A 17,003-nucleotide genomic window follows, 5' to 3' on the forward strand; every position below is an offset into this window, starting at 1 on the left:
ACGGTGAATTCTACTCGTGTTTGGACTTGATTAAAATCACAAAAAGTTCATGGGTTTGCGAAATATCCAACAGCGCCTGTAAAGTGCATTAAAGTAGAAAAAATTTGCGAAAAAGTACTTGACGACATGGTTAAGAAGACACTTTTTTGTGTCTATGTGAATAAGAATTTCACTGTAAGACCCATGGCGCAAAGCCTGCAGAAACACCCCACTTTTTACCCCATTTAGTTATCCCAAAAGTTATCCACTGTTTTTGTGGATAACTAAAATAAAAGTGTCATGGAGTGTTCCAAACTTGATAACACTCGCTGCGATTAAGTGTTTACTGGCGTTAACAATCTTTTCAACAAACTCATCACTACAAGTGCCAACGTAACAAATGTTGCAAGCGGTAAAGCTATCCACAATTCGGGGTGAATTTGTGCATTGAGATCGAATCCATATGTCATGACTGCGGCCACACAAACTTCCGCAGCGAATACCGCAACACCACTAGCAATCAACGCCATAATTCCGTACTCGGCCCACAGGGTTGTGTTGATCCGTTTCTTACTTGAACCTAATGTGCGATACAAACGAATCTCTTGTTGGCGTTGGGACAAGCTTAACCTCAGTAGCGTAAAGATGAGCAGCAGACCAGCAACAACGCCTAAAAGAGCAAGGATGGTGATTGCTGATACGATTTGCTGAATCAAAGCCTGAATTTTCTCGCCCATAGTTCGGATATCTAAAACAGAGACCGTTGGGTGAGCACGTGACATTGACGTCAACAACGCTTCATTTCCTTCTTCAATCCTATAACTGATGAGGTAAGAACCAGGTAAATTAGCCATCACGTCAGATGAGAAAATAAAATAAAAGTTAGGCTTCATGTCACGCCATTCGACATAACGGATGGTATCTACTACTGCATCGTAATTCTGGCTGTTTATTACAAAGCGCAGCGTATCACCGAGTTTTATGCCTAAGTCATTTGCTACATCCGCTTCTACAGATACACTCCCTTTGTTTGTCCATTCACCCGAAAGCACATCATTATATTCTGGTAGGGTATCTCCCCATGTCAGGTTTAGCTCTCGACGTATCGCGTCAGAACCTTCTCCTTCGTAATCAATCTCTTTGACGTTTTGACCGTTAATCTCTGTTAGTCGTCCACGAATTATTGGATAAGCTTGTGACCGCGTAACTCCATTTTTATCTAGGGTTTCTAGGTAGTTATCGAGCTCATAATCACCAATGTTCAAAGCGAACACATTTGGCGCGTCTGCAGGTAAGGTTCTCTCCCAATCCGCGAGAATATCGCTGCGCACAAGCCAAATGATAGACAGCAACATCAAAGATAATGCCAAAGCACCAAACTGTAGGCCGCTGGTTACTGGCGTCCGGTTGATACGACTCAACGCAAGCTTCATTGCAGGATGGGTTGACACACGTGCAAACAGCTTTGTGAGTGTGACGCTAACTGCTGCGAGTACCACAAACAGTACCGCTATACCAGTGAGCACGATCCAAACTAAGGTGTTATCAGCATACAGTAAAAGTAATGGAATAACGGGCACTAGAACAAGTAACATTCGCTTCCAAGAACGTTGCGCTTTACCCTGCTGTAGCACTTCTAACGCGGGAGTTTTAATCAAGCCTAAAAGTGGTATACCGAGAGCAGGCACCGTAATCAAGACTGCTGAGATAAATGCCACCAAAAATGGTGTGACGCCGTAACTAGGGAGTGGGTCGGGTAATAAGTCTTTGAGTGGAATACGTAATAAATATTCCAGCCCGCTCCCTAACAATAGACCGACGACACTGGCACTAATGAGAAGGATTGTGACTTGAATAAATAACCACTTTTCAATCCATCGGCGGCTCGCACCAAGACTTTTCAACATCGCGATAGTTTGTGTCCGGCTGTTCACGTAATTTTGACAAGTAAGAACCAATGTTGTCGCTGCCATAATGATGACAATCGCTACGGTCAACGACAGATACTGCGTCGTGCGTTCAAAAACCTCATTACTACGACTGGCAGTATCTTGCGTGCGCCAGCGATCGCTCGGAGAAAGCTGCGTATCATCTTGTAAGCTCTTTAGTGTTTTATCATCGGCTTGTAAAAACAGACGGTATTGAACTCGGCTCCCAACTTGAATTGCTCCTGTTTTATCTACGTCACTTTGATGAATGTATGCAGAAGGCATTTGCTGAAATGGATTAAAGCTCAAGCCAGGTTCCATCAATACTGCGCCTGATACAGTAAACTCGGCATCGCCTATCGTGACGCTGTCACCTGAGTTTACGTTTAGTTGAGTCATAATCCGCTCATCAAGCCAGAGTTGGTTCTCTTTAACGCGACCGGCCGGATTATTTTCAAGAACGAGCTCTCCCATTAAAGGGTAATTATCATCCACCGCCCTTACAGAAATAAGCTGCATACCATTATCGCTAAATGCCATAGTGGCAAATCGCGTCATCATCGAACGTTCAAGGTTTTCAGTCGAGGTTAACAACGTGTCCGGAATGGGATTAGCAGACACAAACACCGCATCTGCCGTTAATGCATCCTTCCCCTGCTTGACGATCACCTGCTCCATTCGTTCTGCTAATGCAGAAAGCGCAAAGATACTCGCAATCACGAGAATAAGAGCAACGCTAATAGGCCAAAGATTCCCCTGCCTTATTTCGCCGAAACTCCAACGTATCAAACTTTTATTCGACGAGTGCTGTGTTGTACTGTTTTGCTCTGTGGATGTTGCTTCACTTGATGATACTGCAGACATTATATCTCCTCCTTAAGCTCACCCGCCTCCATACGATAGATACGGTCACATCGGCTTGCTAGATGACCATCGTGTGTTACTAAAATCAGAGTTGTCCCGTGCTGTTCATTAAGATCGAATAGCAGCTCAATCACTTTGTCTGCGGTTTGATGGTCAAGATTGCCGGTAGGCTCGTCTGCGAACAACAGTTCAGGTTGTGTCATAAATGCACGCGCTAGCGCAACTCGCTGTTGTTCACCACCAGATAACTGGCTTGGTAGATGATCGACACGTTTTTCCAATCCAACAGCAGCTAACAATTCCGCTGCTCTTGCTTCATCTTCGGCTTCACCACGTAAAAGACAAGGAAGCGTGACATTACGTAATGCACTCAAACTCGGGATTAACAGGAAACTTTGGAAAACGAAACCTAAAGAGTCAGCCCGAATTTTCGCACGTGCTTCATCGTCCAGTTTTGATAATTCATGACCTAATAAAGTAATTTCGCCTGATGTCGGCGTATCAAGACCAGCTAGCAACGTCATCAATGTTGACTTACCTGCACCGGAAGTTCCGACGATGGCGATTTTTTCTCCTTTTCGGATGTCAACATTTACGTCTTTGAGGATTGTTAATTGTTCTTGATTAGTAGAGACTTGTTTAGAAACCAAATTGGCTTGAACAATAGGTGCATTAAGTACAGGTGTTTGCATGATTCGTATACTTTCCTTAGTTCTATTTTTTTGTTTTTCCGCTACTGCACATGCGAGCGAAAAGCTACTTGTCTTGGGTGATAGCTTGAGTGCAGGCTATCAGATGCCGATCGAAGAGAGTTGGCCTAGCTTACTCCCTGATGCGTTGTCAGAACATGGTCAAGATGTAACAGTTATTAATGCCAGCATTTCTGGCGATACCACTGGCAATGGCTTAGCACGGTTACCTCAGTTGCTAACTCAGCATAGCCCTGACATGGTACTTATTGAGTTAGGTGCCAACGATGGCCTAAGAGGTTTCCCTCCTAAACTTATTACGTCGAATCTTTCAAAAATGATTACCATGATAAAAGATTCTGGTGCGGACGTTGTCATGATGCAAATTCGGGTTCCGCCTAATTATGGTAAGCGCTATAGCGATATGTTTTACGATATCTACCCTAAGCTTGCACAGCATCAACAAGTTGCCTTGATGCCATTCTTCTTAGAGCATGTTGTCACCAAACCAGAATGGATGATGGATGATGGCCTTCACCCAAAACCAGATGCACAACCTTGGATCGCTGATTTCGTTGCTCAAGAATTAATTAAACATCTCTAATTTTAATGGTCTAGCTCAATAAGTTTTACGTAACTTTACGTTAATCTATTTTCAATTCCACTCATCGAGGATAGATAACAACATGCGAATAGAACCGTTAATTCAAGGTGTTGTTGCTCGCTCTGCGCACCCCAAAGGGTGTCATGCATCTATTAAAGAGCAAATTGAATACGTAAAGCACGCCCCACAGATCAAAAAAGGCCCAAAACGGGTTTTGATTATTGGTGCCTCCTCTGGTTTCGGCCTAGCGGCACGAATAGCCCTAACGTTCGGTGGCGCTAACGCCGATACCATTGGCGTCTCATTTGAGCGTGGCCCTTCAGAGAAAGGGGTTGGGAGTGCGGGTTGGTATAACGACGTCTTTTTTAAGCAAGAAGCAAATCAAGCCGGGCGTACCGCAATAAATATTGTTGGCGATGCATTCTCTGGTTCGGTGCGCAATCAAGTGATTGAAGCCATTGAAACGTACTTTGAGGGTGAAGTTGACTTAGTCATCTATAGCTTGGCAACCGGTGTTCGACCTAAACCTGAATCTGATGAGTTTTGGCGCAGTGTCATTAAACCTATTGGTGAACCTGTCACTGGCGCTTCTATCATGCTGGAGAACGATAAGTGGATAGAAACCACCTTAACGCCTGCAACAGAAGAGGAAGCCAATGCCACCATTAAAGTAATGGGCGGCGAAGACTGGGAAAGCTGGATTGACACACTCATCAATAACGACTCTATCGCAAACGGCTGCAAAACCATCGCCTTTTCTTACATGGGCCCTGACATTACGCACCCAATTTATCTCGATGGTACGTTAGGTCGAGCGAAAATCGATTTACACCAAACCAGTCATTCATTAAACCTCAAACTCGCCAACTTTGACGGCGGTGCTTACGCAACCGTGTGTAAGGCGTTGGTGACGAAAGCCAGTGTATTCATCCCTGCTCTAAGCCCTTACCTGTTAGCGCTTTATCGAGTGATGAAGGAAAAAGGTACTCACGAACGCTGTATTGAACAAATGCAGCGGCTGTTTACTACGAAGTTATACGATCAAGAGAAAGTGCCAGTTGATGGCGAACGCTTGATTCGAATAGATGACTTGGAACTTGAACCGCAAGTTCAACAAGAAGTCCACGCTCTTTTAGAACAAATGAATGCTGATAACTTTAAAGAGATTGGTGATTACCAAGGTTTCAAAGATGAATTTATGAAGCTCAATGGCTTTAACTTTAAAGATGTCGACTATTCGCAAGATATTTCTATTGAATCGTTAATGTCGCTTAAGCCTTGATGCTTGTTATCTGTTTCAAGGATGAGATATGTGACAACTATTCCTAGTCCTGAACACTTTTCAGGACTTTTTTTTGTTTCGAGCCCTAGCCACCCTATACTTAATTAAAAAGCGAGAACAAAATAGAGCAGTCTGCATTTTTAAATTCACAGGAAGTGAAACCACGTAAAGGATGACCTATATGGGGAGATTGCAAACATTAGACTACGAAATCCCTGAGTCTATGCGAAGAAGTTGGCAAGAAATCGTCAACTTACTGGCTCAAATAACACACGTACCCACCACATTAATTATGCGTATCCATCCGGATCGCATAGAAGTAAATACATCTAGCGAAACTCTAGGTAATCCTTATCGTACTGGCGATGCAGAGCAGCTTGGTAACGGTTTGTATTGCGAGCAAGTTATAGAACAGAAAGGCGAGCTTGTAATCCCCAATGCGCTTGAAGATGAAGAATGGCAAAATAACCCAGACATCAAACTAGGCATGATTTCTTATTGCGGCTTACCGCTATTCTGGCCAAATGGGGAGTCATTTGGAACAATCTGTATGCTTGACTCTGAGAGAAACGAGTACAACGATAGTTACCGTCAGTTGCTTGAAACTTTCAAAGATTCAATCGAAGCACAGCTTTCAGTTGTGTACCAACAACATAAACTTCAGCGACTTAACACCGAGCTAAAGAGTCGAATTGAAAATCGTACCACGGATTTAGCCCAGTTAAGTTACTCCTTAACACAAGAAATTGATCGCCGTAAAGCCGCGGAAAAACAAGTGAGCTACCAAAAAACACATGATCAGGGAACTGGATTTCTAAATCGTTCTGCACTTGAGAACATTGTCCAATACACCTTACAGTCCCTTGATAGTGATCAGCAATCGCTTGTGGTCATCAACATTGGTTTTAGTAACGCTCGCAGTATTCAGACCAGGCACGGGTTCGAGGTCTTTGACAACATTTTAAAAGAATTTCACTCCAGATTAACCAGACACGGTGCTAGCGGATTTATCACTGGTAGACCAAGTTCGAATGACATGGTTTTATTGATTTGGGGAGAGGATATTGAAGCTCGGTTAAATCAACTATTAGATGATATCACTAAAATTAGCGTAGATGGATTTGTCTTCAACAAAACAGAAATACATTTGCACACGTATATCGGTATAGTTCAAGCTTACAAAGATTGCAGCAATGCTAAGCGTATCCTTCAACATGCATGTTACGCGATGCTTCTATGTAAAGAATCCGGCGAACCTTTTAGTTATTTTAGAGAAAATCATTCGGCTGATCTCAATAGTCACAATGAACTGGAAAGTTACCTTTTACAAGCAGTGCGTAACGACGATTTAGTGTTGTACTTTCAACCTCAAGTAGACTCCAAAACACGTAAATGGATTGGCGCAGAAGCCTTGCTTCGTTGGAGACATCCAATACTTGGCGACGTTTCCAACGAAGCATTGATACATATGGCCGAACAAAACGGGCTTATCTTTGAAGTTGGCTCTTTTGTTCTGCGTACCGCGATAGACAAAGCGAAACAATGGTCTGAGTTAATCGATAACTTCAAAATTGCCGTCAACGTTTCTCCCATTCAATTACAAAACGTAAATTTTGCAGAACAAGTGCAACACCTACTCGACACTTTCCATTTGCCAGCACACTTTCTCGAACTCGAAGTAACCGAGAGCGCTCTAATTGCTGATGAAATAGTAGCACGCACAACGTTAAATAAGTTGCATAAACTAGGTGTGACATTGTCACTTGATGATTTTGGTACAGGATATGCTTCGTTCAGCTATTTAAAGAAATATCCGTTTGATGCCATCAAAATTGATAAAAGCTTCGTCCAGCAAATGGAAAAGTCAGATGATGATCGCGAGATCATTTGTTCAATCATACACATTGCAAAAAAACTGGAACTCCAAGTAGTGATCGAGGGCATTGAATCCCACCAACAAGAGCAGTTTCTTATTGGTGAGGGTTGTGATATCGGACAAGGTTTTCTTTATGGTAAACCTATGCCTTGTAATGAATTTGAGCAAAGTTTGTTTAATCAGCGCCTTTCTGGCGGGCAATACGCCTACTCTTCCTAAGCATTCTCTTTACTATGAGGGCGGTGGTTTCTATAATCGCCGCCCGCTTCTATTAAAAGGCCAATATCTTCATGGATCAGTTGACTGCCACGCTTAAGAAAATTGAAAAGCAGAACTACCGAGCTTATCAGCAAATCAAAGGTCAATACGACTTCACTGATTTCACTTTGTTTATCGATCATGTACAGGGTGACCCTTATGCATCGGCGTCACGTTTTCGTGCGACTCGCGCATGGTCTTTGACTGGTCTTGAGTGGCTAAGAGACGAGTCTCCTGCATTTCAAAGAGCGGCACGTGATTTTATTGCGCGTAGTTTTGAACAGTTTGCTAAACAAGAAAACTCAGTATCAATTTCACTGACAGGCCAAACTGTACTGGATAGCACCGCGGTGTTGTTTACTGAAGAAGGTATTGAACTGCGTTTTCGAGTTAACTTACCAGCCGAAGGTCGTTCAGTATTGGGGAAAAAAGCCAACAACATACTGACTTTCCACCTGCCTAAGTTTATCCGTCGAGCAACTTTAGAGCGTGAACTCGACAAAGCCGCTTTAATTAAGCACTGCCAAGTTGTTGAAGACCAAGATGCCCTACGAGAACAGTTAGAGGCCAATAACTTAGTCGCGTTTGTCGCAAACGGCAGTATTCTTCCTCGAATTGCAGGTAATTGCGACCTTCCAATGAAAGAAGCCGTTGAGTTTAAAGCCCCTGAATCTCTACAAGTCACTTTACATGCGCCAAACAAGGGCCATGTCACAGGATTAGGAATTCCAAAAGGTATCACACTGATTGTAGGTGGTGGCTTCCACGGTAAATCTACCTTATTAAATGCAATAGAGCGTTCAATTTACGATCATATTCCAGGAGATGGTCGCGAATACATTGTTGCCGATAACAAGGCTATGAAGATTCGTGCCGAAGATGGCCGATGCCTACACCACTTGAACCTGTCAAACTACATCAACCATTTACCGATGGGTAAAGATACGGCGGACTTTTCTACTCAAGACGCATCAGGCTCAACGTCGCAAGCCGCTTGGCTTCAAGAGTCTATTGAAGCGGGTGCAAGCACATTATTGATTGATGAAGATACTTCTGCTACCAACTTCATGATTAGAGATGAGCGTATGCAGGCATTGGTGGCAAAAGGTGATGAGCCAATTACTCCTCTCGTCGACCGCATTGGTCAATTACGAGATGATCTTGATATCTCTACCATTATCGTTATGGGTGGGTCGGGCGACTACTTAGACGTTGCCGATACCGTCATTCAAATGCACGACTACCAAGCCGTTGATGTGACTGAAAAAGCGAAAGAAGTTATCGCTCAGCACCCTACTCAACGCCATAACGAGTCAGAAGAACGTTTACAGACCTTCCCACCTCGAGCACTGAACCGCGTTGCGTTGATGAATATTCTGACTGACGGCAAGTTCCGTGTGAATGCGAAAGGCAAAGAGTCACTTCGATTTGGTAAAGAGTTTACTGATCTTAGCGCTTTGGAACAGATAGAGTCAGCCGATGAAGTCAACACAATTGGCTGGTTATGGTTCCAAATTGCTCAACTTCCAGGTTGGTGTAATCATCCGGCGAAGGAGATTGAAGAAATGCTGTCTGGTGAGTGGCATGCCGCTCTTCCTAAACAAGGCGACTTAGCCAAACCACGCACACTAGACGTTATGGCTGCCCTCAACCGCATGCGAAAATCTCAGTTTAAGTCATCATGCTAGTTTTGATACGCTGACAGAGACAGTTCAATCAAAAGGCAGCTATAGTTAGCTGCCTTCCTTTATCTTTATTCTTAGCGAATCATTCGTTTCTCAGTACATTCCACGCTTCACAAAGAACTCTAAATCTTTCTGCATCGCCATTTTCTCGATCAGGATGCCAACGAAGCGCGAGTTTTCGCCATTGTTTTCTAATTTCCGCAGGCGTAGCGTCAGTGTTAAGTTCAAATAGTGACAGTGCCTTTGTCTTATCTACGCTGGCTACTGACGAACCACCGATGAACTTTTGATAAGTTGTCCAAAATTCATTCAACAGTCGACGCACTTCATCTTCGTCCGCTTCGTAATTGCGCCAATCTAAGTAATACTCACGCAAAGGATCATGAATATCGATCTTATGCCTCAAAGCTTCCATCGAAGACATGAGCTGAATATCCATGGCTTCGACTTGAAGCCAACTATCCGGATACAGAGTGTCTTGCAGTTGATATAATGCATTCATGATCAGGAAATTTCTTTTGAATAAATCCTTATCGGGAGAGTCGTCCAGCTTTGAAATATAACCTTGTTCACCCAACGAGCTTGCCAAGGTGTGCACTTTCCAATTAGAGGGCTGTTTTCTCAGGATTTCTAACATTGGCCAAAGCAGCGGATTTTCTATTGCATGAGGCTCAATACTATTGACAGTACGTTGTCCTTCCATTCATCCTCTCTGACACGAGTTTAGGGCCCCATTCACGGCACAAAAAACATAGTTTCCACTTTGTAGCATAAATGCAAAAAGGCCGATAGTCATTCACCATCGGCCTTTGTAAGGAGATCACGTAAAGGTTAAATAACCCCTAGCTCACGTAAACGTTCCATAAGGTAGCTATGTGCAGTGTAGCGCTCAGATAACACCACTTCCGGCTTTGGATGCAGGAACAACGGTAATGAGATACGTGACTTTTCTTGACGGCCACCCGTAGGGTTGATTACACGGTGAGTCGTTGAAGGGAAATAACCACCTGACGCTTCTTGAAGCATATCACCAATGTTGATGATTAAGTTCCCGAAGTCACATGGTACATCGATCCAATCACCCTCTTTACTCTTTACTTGCAGTCCAGGTTCATTAGCAGCAGGCAAAACCGTTAACAGGTTAATGTCTTCATGCGCAGCAGCACGAATAGCGCCTGGCTCTTCTTCGCCTGTCATCGGTGGGTAGTGAAGCACGCGTAGTAATGTTTTGTCACTGTTATTGATCATTTCTGACAACGCGATAGAGAACTTCTCTTGAACGTCCTTAGGTGCGTACGCTTCAACCCAGCCTAATAGCTCTTGAGCAAACGCATTGGCACGCTCGTAGTACTCTAAGATTTCAGCTTTAAGCTGCTCTGGGATCTGACCCCAAGGGTAAACATGAAAGTACTCTTTGATGTCTTTCACTTTGTGCCCTTTCGCCACTTCAGACACAGAAGGTGGGAAGTAGCCATCTTGGGTGTCTACGTTAAAGTGAAAATCATTCTTTTGTTCTGAACAGAAAAACTCATGCCAGTTTTTGTAAATTGACTCTACAAGCTCTTGTGGAATCGGGTGGTTTTTCAACACACCGAACCCCGTTTCGCGTAGAGAGGTAACGAACTGTTGAGCAGCATCGTCAGCAAGATAATCGACAGTTTCCAGTTTCATGGCTTTACTTCTTTTTTATTAGACTGAATCATGGATTCTATGGATGGGCATGTTGTAAATCAAACTTTAATGAAAAGTGCACGCGCAAACGTTTTAATGTTGAGCAGTTTGCCAATAAATCAACATTTTCAGTGATCAAAAAACCCATTAAAATATCAATTGCACAGCGTTCAATTAAGTGCAATCATTAACACAATCTATGGAGTCCCACTGTAAGATAAATTGAAGGATCAAGTAACTCTATGAAAAGCACCTCGACACTCTTAGGATTAACGATTTTTTATGCCATCGTGTTTTTATTTTCTGCGTTGGAACCTAACTCACGAGCAGTTTGGTTTGCGGAGATTATCCCGGCGATTGGTATTCTTGTTGCTATTTGGGCGATTTCGATTCGCTATCAGTTCAGTAATACGGCTTACTTTTTAATGTTCATCTGGCTCTGTTTGCACACTATCGGTGCGAAATATACGTTCTCCGAAGTGCCGTTTGACTGGTTTAACGACATGATTGGTTCAGAGCGAAATAATTTTGATCGCGTTGCGCACTTTTCAATTGGCCTTTACGCATATCCGATCGCTGAATACTTGATAAACAAAAAACGGTTCAACAAAGCGTTCTCTTGCTGGTTTGCTTTGTTTGCTATCATGTCACTTGCTGCTGGCTATGAGATTATCGAATGGTGGTATGCGGAGTTGGCTGGTGGCGATGAGGGAATTGCCTTTCTGGGCTCGCAAGGTGACATATGGGACGCCCAGAAAGATATGTTGTGCGATACCGTTGGTGCAGTGTTGTCGTTATTCTTAATGTCGGCTCAACGTCGATTCTCTCAACCATTCTAAATAAGGGTTAAACCCATCAACAATTGGAACCTGTACGATTTGAGCTACCTCGTATTCGTGCAGGTTTTCTATTTTCTCTTCCACCAATTCATAAAGTTCTCGACGAGTTTTGATCACCAGCAACCATTCGTTGTCAGTACAAATCTCCCCTTTCCACACATAGTGACTTTCAATAGGCATCGTTTGAATACACGCGGCTAATTGAGCATCTAGCAAACCTTTAATGATCTGATCTCGATTTTTTTCATTACTGGTTGTACTTAAAACCATGCAATAGTCATGTTTCATACTCATTTTCTAGCCCTTTATTATTTCATCGTCACTTTGCCGCCAATCATTTTGTAAGCGGGGGTTCCTCTTACTAAAGTGTCTCTTGCAAACTCTTGTCCGCAAGCGGGGCAAATACATGGGGTTTGTGTGAAATCGTCAACAATGCGCTCTTTGAAGCATTTAACCAGTGCGCCTTTCCCGCCTTTACGGTACTTAAATAGTTGAGTTTTACATTTAGAACAAAAGATATCGACGGTTTTCGTCGGTTGTTTTTTATTCGGTTTCGCCATGGTTACTTTCTATATCCGGTTTGACCCATACATTATTAAAATCAAACCAACCTAAGGCATTACACTTTGCATTTTGTAACGCACCGCTGTGGTCTTTATTCACGCCTAGCCAGCAGTGAAACATAGGAATCACCTGACAGCTTTTTACTAATTGTCGTCCTAGCTCACGCGCAGGAAAGTCTGTGTGCATGCCGGCACGCCATTGATCGACAAGTTTAGCCCATTCACTAAAATCGTAACCTGAACTGAACTTCTCAATATCACTGTAATCCAGGAGCCAGCCCGCCAACGCGTCATTTCGGTTCGTTGCAATGCCCATAGCTTTCACCCAGATATCCACTTCCTCCGGTGCGGGCGGTTGAGAATCATAACGAATAAACTCAACCTCTATACCGTGCGGTTTTAAGAGTGTCTTGATGGCCTTGGCAACTACTGGAAACATCGGATGCTTTTTCTGATACGCTACGGAAATTACCTTATTAGCCTGTGGTACGCTGCCCGCTTCCGCTGGCCTGAGATCAATCCAACCGGGCTTAAGGCCAAAGGCTTGCAATACTCCCAGTTCCATCACTTTATCTTGTGGAACATGCGCGTAAATCTGGTGACTGTTGAGGGTTTGCGAGAGGAACTCTGCCCAACGTGGATCTTTTGCAATCCCGGTGTTTTTGTTTAGTAATAGGAATGTACATCCAGGGTCCAGCTCTACTTCATCGGATGAACCTTGTTTATCCATCTTCGGCTTTGACAGGCTTGGATAAACCATTGAAGAATAGGCTTCATCGATTACCCACACCTCCACTTGGTCAAGTAAAGGGCGAAAACCAAAGTAGCCATCAAAAGCAGTCAAAATAAGACGCTTATCATCATTCATTTTAACTTGGAACGGCCCAGTCCCTATCGGTTGTCTATCGAAGCTTTCAGAACGCAAAGCACTCGGTAGCAAAATTTTTGCTTGCGACTCACTCAGAGCCAGAGGCAGGTAGCGATCAGGACGGACGAGCTCAATATCAACGGTCCACTCTTGTGGCGAAGACACCCGCTTTATGTGAGAAAACAAGTTCAAGCTATTTAACGCAAGCACACTTTCAAGAACACAACTGGTTGTTAACGGTTCACCGTTATGAAAGCGTACTCCACGACGAAGATAAAAACGCCAATGTGTATCAGAAATTGCTTCCCACGTGTGGGCTAAATCTGGTTGAAGTTGTTCATTTTCATCAAGGCGAGTGAGTCCGCTAAAAATTTGTCTGGCGATGTGTTGTTCAGAACGCCGCATCGGTTTCTGCGGGTTTAACATCGACAATGGTCGATAATAAGGCAAACGCACGACCTGCTCGCCCTGTCGATGCTGAAGCCCTAAATAACCTTGGATAACCTGCGTTAATCGTGCCGCATCGTTATCAAGCGCATCTAGAGCCTGACCGATTTTCCCTTCATCGAGATAACGCCTGGCGAGGTTTTCGCTGACGTCGCTTCGATTACGTTTAAAAACGAGTTTCGAAAGTTTTCCTCGACCCGCTGCCGGATGCCACTCAATCCAGCCCTCTTCTTCAAGTTTATTTAGAACAATACGAGCATTACGACGTGTACAAAACAACGCTTCGGTGATGTCTTCGAGCTGAACGTCCGTATCGTGACCGGAAAATTTTTCAAACAGTGTTTCGAACTGAACACGTAAACGAGGGCTACTCATAAAGAGGAAATTCTTATCTTGTTGTCGATAAGCTAAGTTTCCTCATTTTTACCAAAAAGTGCAAACATCACACTATAAATTATTGAATATCGATACCAATTTCTCGCGAAAGTTCGGCCAGTTGTTCCTCGTTGTCCAGCTTGATAGACCATTTGCACTCTGCTCCATGAGATAAAACAACGTTCGCTCCTCTACCCAGCAACTGAATTGCATCGGTTTGCGCTTGCAAGGTTACCATTGCACTACCGGAGAGCTTAATCACTATTTCACGCTGGGTTGCAATGATTTTTCCTAATGAAAACTCAATCACCATCTTAGTTTATACCGACTTTGTTTTGTGTTGTTTCACAGCGATGGTCAAGCGACTGGTACACACTAAACGGCCTCGCTCATCAGTGATATCGATTTGCCACACTTGCGTTGAAATACCCAGATGAAGCGGTTTTGCCGTACCAATCACATGACCACTTCGCATGGCTCGCACATGGTTCGCGTTAATATCTAAACCGACGCAGTAGCTGCCCTCATCGACAGAGAAGTTTGCAGCCAATGAGCCTAATGTTTCTGCGAGCACGACTGATGCACCACCGTGAAGCATTCCTAAAGGTTGATGAGTAAAGCTGCATACGGGCATGGTTGCTGTAAGGGAGTCGTCAGTGAAATCTGTATATTTAATTTGTAGGTGCTCGATCAGGGTATTTTTTGACGTGGCATTCAGAATCTCTATGCTTACGGGCTTTTTCCATATACTCATTGTTTTACTCTTAGTTTCACAAACTGGTTTGTTAGGTTGTAACGACGTGCTAGGAAGCTAGCATAGACGCTACTTGGGCATAACTTCAAGACGTAACATCTCACCCTCTTTATTAATCAGATGAATAACTTGATCCATGCATCATGTTACTATTTGGGTATATACTATTGCTTCAAAACAAAAAATTAAATGGAGCCTGTTATGAAGGTATGGATGAAAGCCTCTGCTCTTTTAACTATCGCGGGTTTAACAGCGTGTAGCGCATCACCGACGGGTCGCAACCAGATCCTGATGTTTTCAGATCAGGAAATGTCATCGCTTGGCGCTAAATCTTTCGAACAAATGAAGAAAGATATCCCAATCAGCAAAGATCGCAAAACGAATGCCTACGTTCAATGCGTTGCCAAACACATCACTGACACCATTCCCGCTCAATCTGGATTTAAAGACTGGGAAGTCGTTGTTTTTGATAGTGAACAAGTCAATGCGTTTGCTCTACCAGGTGGGAAGATCGGCGTGTATACCGGGCTTTTAGATGTCGCGAAAAACCAAGATCAGTTGGCAACAGTTATTGGTCACGAAGTCGCTCACGTCCTCGCTGACCACAGTAATGAACGTCTTTCACAAAGTCAGTTAGCAAATGCCGGGTTGTCTCTAGCAAACGTTGCCATTGGAGCTTCCGAGTACAAACAGTATCAACAAATGACGATGGCGGCACTTGGTGTCGGTGTCCAATACGGTGTTATTTTGCCATACGGTCGTACTCAGGAATCTGAGGCTGATATTGTCGGGCTGGAATTCATGGCAAAAGCAGGTTTCGACCCACGTCAAAGTGTCGATTTATGGAAAAATATGAGTGCTGCATCAGGTGGTTCTCAACCACCTGAATTCTTCTCAACCCACCCATCGCACAGTACGCGCATTAAAGATTTACAAGCAACCATAAATAAGCTGCCTGCGTATAACGCGAAAGCACCAAGATGTGGCTAATTCATTGCTACTATCGTCTACTACTTAAGCTTGCCAAATAAAAAAGCTCCCTAGGGAGCTTTTAATGATTCTAATCAAGTGCCCAATATCTGTAGCGGCAAACTTAACAAACTATCTCCGAGAGTGGCAAAATACCAGATGATAGAAACAAAACCTCCGACAGAGACCAAGTACCAAGCCAGTGAGAATAGCTGCCCATAACGGGTTAATGGCAATAAATGGCTTTGATGTCGAGCTCTCCATTCCATCACCACTTCCAACATTCCCATTAACAATAAAAACCCTAGCAACGTCAGACCGAAATAGTAACTGATAAAAATGCCTAATAAAGCGGTCGCAATACTGCCAACTAACCCGACCCAAGTATTCATTGAAAAGGTAATACTTTTGAGCACATGGCCACCATCTAATGGTAAAATAGGCAGCAGATTAAATAGGTTTAGCAAGGCGTTAAACACAGCAAGCCCAGCGAAGATCACCTCACCAGTCATCCAATAAAGCAAAGTAAAAACAATACTAAGTACTAAACCGAAAAATGGTCCCATGATTGAGATAACCACATCCTGCCAGCGCGTGTTTATCTTTTCGTCACTTAGCGCCAAACCACCTAGGAATGGAATCAAATAGATTCCTTTGGTCTTCATTCCAAAATACTTCATCGCTCTAATGTGACCATATTCATGAAAAACCAAACAAGCGATCAACGCTAGCGCGAACTCGATGGAAAATAGCCAAGAATATGCAGCGAGACTTGCAGACGCTAACGCCACTTTAATAACTTTCGCACTTTTAAGTGCTTTCACCCCAAGAGATACGAGGCCTATTACACTTAAACGCTTTTCGGATGGTGGCGTAACTTCTGGCACTTGGCGCTCGATGTCTTTTTCATTTCGACAACCTTCATTGACGAGCTCACCGTTAATTGTGACCTTGTAACTCATTTCAAACGGTTGCCATGTTAAAGAACACTCTAAATGACAGTTCAGGATTTCCTCACCCGCAGAGAGCCTAAACTGGTGTAGACAAGTCTCTGCGGTATTGTCACTGGCATCGATTTGAGACACCAACGTATTATCCCAATATAACTGCTGCCACCCAGCCATCGATCCTTCGAGCCTTAGCGAACGACCTAAAAATTCAACATTCAGTAATTCCAATGCGGTTCCTATTGCGTCTATTGAATAACTACATAGCGAGCGCGAATTATGCCTGTGAAGTGAAGAAACAGCAAAGCGAGCTATCTCTTGATTTGATCGTTATTTAACTATAAAGCTCGCAAAACAATTCTGGTCGTACCATTCTCTTCAAAAATATAAAGATAATACATGCCC

The 17,003-nt window shown here is 43.5% G+C and carries 16 protein-coding genes; 6 read left to right on the plus strand and 10 right to left on the minus strand.

Going from position 1 to position 17,003, the window contains the following annotated elements; genetic code table 11:
* Positions 1-314 precede the first annotated feature (314 nt).
* Positions 315-2,771: an ABC transporter permease gene (locus R7Z41_RS12675; protein ID WP_165439106.1), complete on the minus strand. Its 2,457-nt coding sequence runs from the start codon at positions 2,769-2,771 to the stop codon at positions 315-317.
* A complete protein-coding gene (locus tag R7Z41_RS12680; RefSeq protein ID WP_005376323.1) occupies positions 2,771-3,463 on the minus strand; it encodes an ABC transporter ATP-binding protein in 693 nt (230 codons plus the stop codon). The genes R7Z41_RS12675 and R7Z41_RS12680 overlap by 1 nt, the downstream gene beginning before the upstream one ends.
* Between R7Z41_RS12680 and tesA the strand changes: the two genes are divergently transcribed.
* The 4 genes from tesA to R7Z41_RS12700 all read left to right on the plus strand — a co-directional run bounded on the left by tesA (position 3,462) and on the right by R7Z41_RS12700 (position 9,168).
* The gene (tesA, locus tag R7Z41_RS12685) at positions 3,462-4,064 is read left to right on the plus strand and encodes a multifunctional acyl-CoA thioesterase I/protease I/lysophospholipase L1 (protein WP_005376324.1); all 603 of its coding nucleotides are present in this window, start codon (positions 3,462-3,464) and stop codon (positions 4,062-4,064) included. The two genes, R7Z41_RS12680 and tesA, sit on opposite strands and share 2 nt — an antisense overlap.
* A gap of 82 nt (positions 4,065-4,146) precedes the next feature.
* The gene (fabV, locus tag R7Z41_RS12690) at positions 4,147-5,346 is read left to right on the plus strand and encodes an enoyl-ACP reductase FabV (RefSeq protein ID WP_225477839.1); all 1,200 of its coding nucleotides are present in this window, start codon (positions 4,147-4,149) and stop codon (positions 5,344-5,346) included.
* Between the two features lie 181 nt (positions 5,347-5,527).
* The gene (locus R7Z41_RS12695; protein ID WP_017821934.1) at positions 5,528-7,441 is read left to right on the plus strand and encodes a sensor domain-containing phosphodiesterase; all 1,914 of its coding nucleotides are present in this window, start codon (positions 5,528-5,530) and stop codon (positions 7,439-7,441) included.
* A 71-nt stretch (positions 7,442-7,512) separates the two neighbouring features.
* Complete coding sequence (locus tag R7Z41_RS12700) at positions 7,513-9,168, plus strand: ABC-ATPase domain-containing protein (RefSeq protein WP_225477837.1); 1,656 nt, start codon at positions 7,513-7,515, stop codon at positions 9,166-9,168.
* Positions 9,169-9,247: 79 nt separating this feature from the next.
* Here R7Z41_RS12700 and R7Z41_RS12705 read toward each other — a convergent pair whose 3' ends face one another.
* On the minus strand, positions 9,248-9,868 hold the full coding sequence (locus R7Z41_RS12705; RefSeq protein WP_005376328.1) for a DNA-J related domain-containing protein: 621 nt from the start codon (positions 9,866-9,868) through the stop codon (positions 9,248-9,250).
* Between the two features lie 128 nt (positions 9,869-9,996).
* The gene (locus R7Z41_RS12710) at positions 9,997-10,836 is read right to left on the minus strand and encodes an isopenicillin N synthase family dioxygenase (protein WP_005386285.1); all 840 of its coding nucleotides are present in this window, start codon (positions 10,834-10,836) and stop codon (positions 9,997-9,999) included.
* Positions 10,837-11,078: 242 nt separating this feature from the next.
* On the opposite strand from R7Z41_RS12710, the gene R7Z41_RS12715 reads away from it, so the two are divergent.
* On the plus strand, positions 11,079-11,675 hold the full coding sequence (locus tag R7Z41_RS12715) for a DUF2238 domain-containing protein (RefSeq protein ID WP_005376330.1): 597 nt from the start codon (positions 11,079-11,081) through the stop codon (positions 11,673-11,675).
* Here the strand turns inward: R7Z41_RS12715 and cutA are convergent.
* From cutA to R7Z41_RS12740, 5 genes are all read right to left on the minus strand, one after another.
* Positions 11,637-11,969 carry a divalent-cation tolerance protein CutA gene (gene cutA, locus R7Z41_RS12720; RefSeq protein WP_005376332.1) on the minus strand — a complete coding sequence of 111 codons (333 nt, stop codon included), beginning with the start codon at positions 11,967-11,969 and terminating at the stop codon, positions 11,637-11,639. The two genes, R7Z41_RS12715 and cutA, sit on opposite strands and share 39 nt — an antisense overlap.
* A gap of 14 nt (positions 11,970-11,983) precedes the next feature.
* A complete protein-coding gene (locus R7Z41_RS12725; protein WP_005376334.1) occupies positions 11,984-12,235 on the minus strand; it encodes a hypothetical protein in 252 nt (83 codons plus the stop codon).
* On the minus strand, positions 12,219-13,928 hold the full coding sequence (locus R7Z41_RS12730; protein ID WP_053307684.1) for an SgrR family transcriptional regulator: 1,710 nt from the start codon (positions 13,926-13,928) through the stop codon (positions 12,219-12,221). The genes R7Z41_RS12725 and R7Z41_RS12730 overlap by 17 nt, the downstream gene beginning before the upstream one ends.
* Positions 13,929-14,007: 79 nt before the next feature.
* The gene (locus tag R7Z41_RS12735; protein ID WP_005376338.1) at positions 14,008-14,241 is read right to left on the minus strand and encodes a DUF3389 domain-containing protein; all 234 of its coding nucleotides are present in this window, start codon (positions 14,239-14,241) and stop codon (positions 14,008-14,010) included.
* Between the two features lie 6 nt (positions 14,242-14,247).
* Complete coding sequence (locus R7Z41_RS12740) at positions 14,248-14,682, minus strand: hotdog fold thioesterase (RefSeq protein ID WP_005376340.1); 435 nt, start codon at positions 14,680-14,682, stop codon at positions 14,248-14,250.
* 201 nt (positions 14,683-14,883) lie between these two features.
* Between R7Z41_RS12740 and R7Z41_RS12745 the strand changes: the two genes are divergently transcribed.
* Positions 14,884-15,672: a M48 family metallopeptidase gene (locus R7Z41_RS12745; protein ID WP_017634168.1), complete on the plus strand. Its 789-nt coding sequence runs from the start codon at positions 14,884-14,886 to the stop codon at positions 15,670-15,672.
* 74 nt (positions 15,673-15,746) lie between these two features.
* Here R7Z41_RS12745 and R7Z41_RS12750 read toward each other — a convergent pair whose 3' ends face one another.
* Positions 15,747-16,775, minus strand: coding sequence for a site-2 protease family protein (locus R7Z41_RS12750; protein WP_225477855.1), 1,029 nt, complete (start codon positions 16,773-16,775; stop codon positions 15,747-15,749).
* Positions 16,776-17,003 lie beyond the last annotated feature (228 nt).

The sequence above is a fragment of the Vibrio sp. 1457 genome (assembly GCF_033340195.1).
Lineage (GTDB): Bacteria > Pseudomonadota > Gammaproteobacteria > Enterobacterales > Vibrionaceae > Vibrio > Vibrio alginolyticus.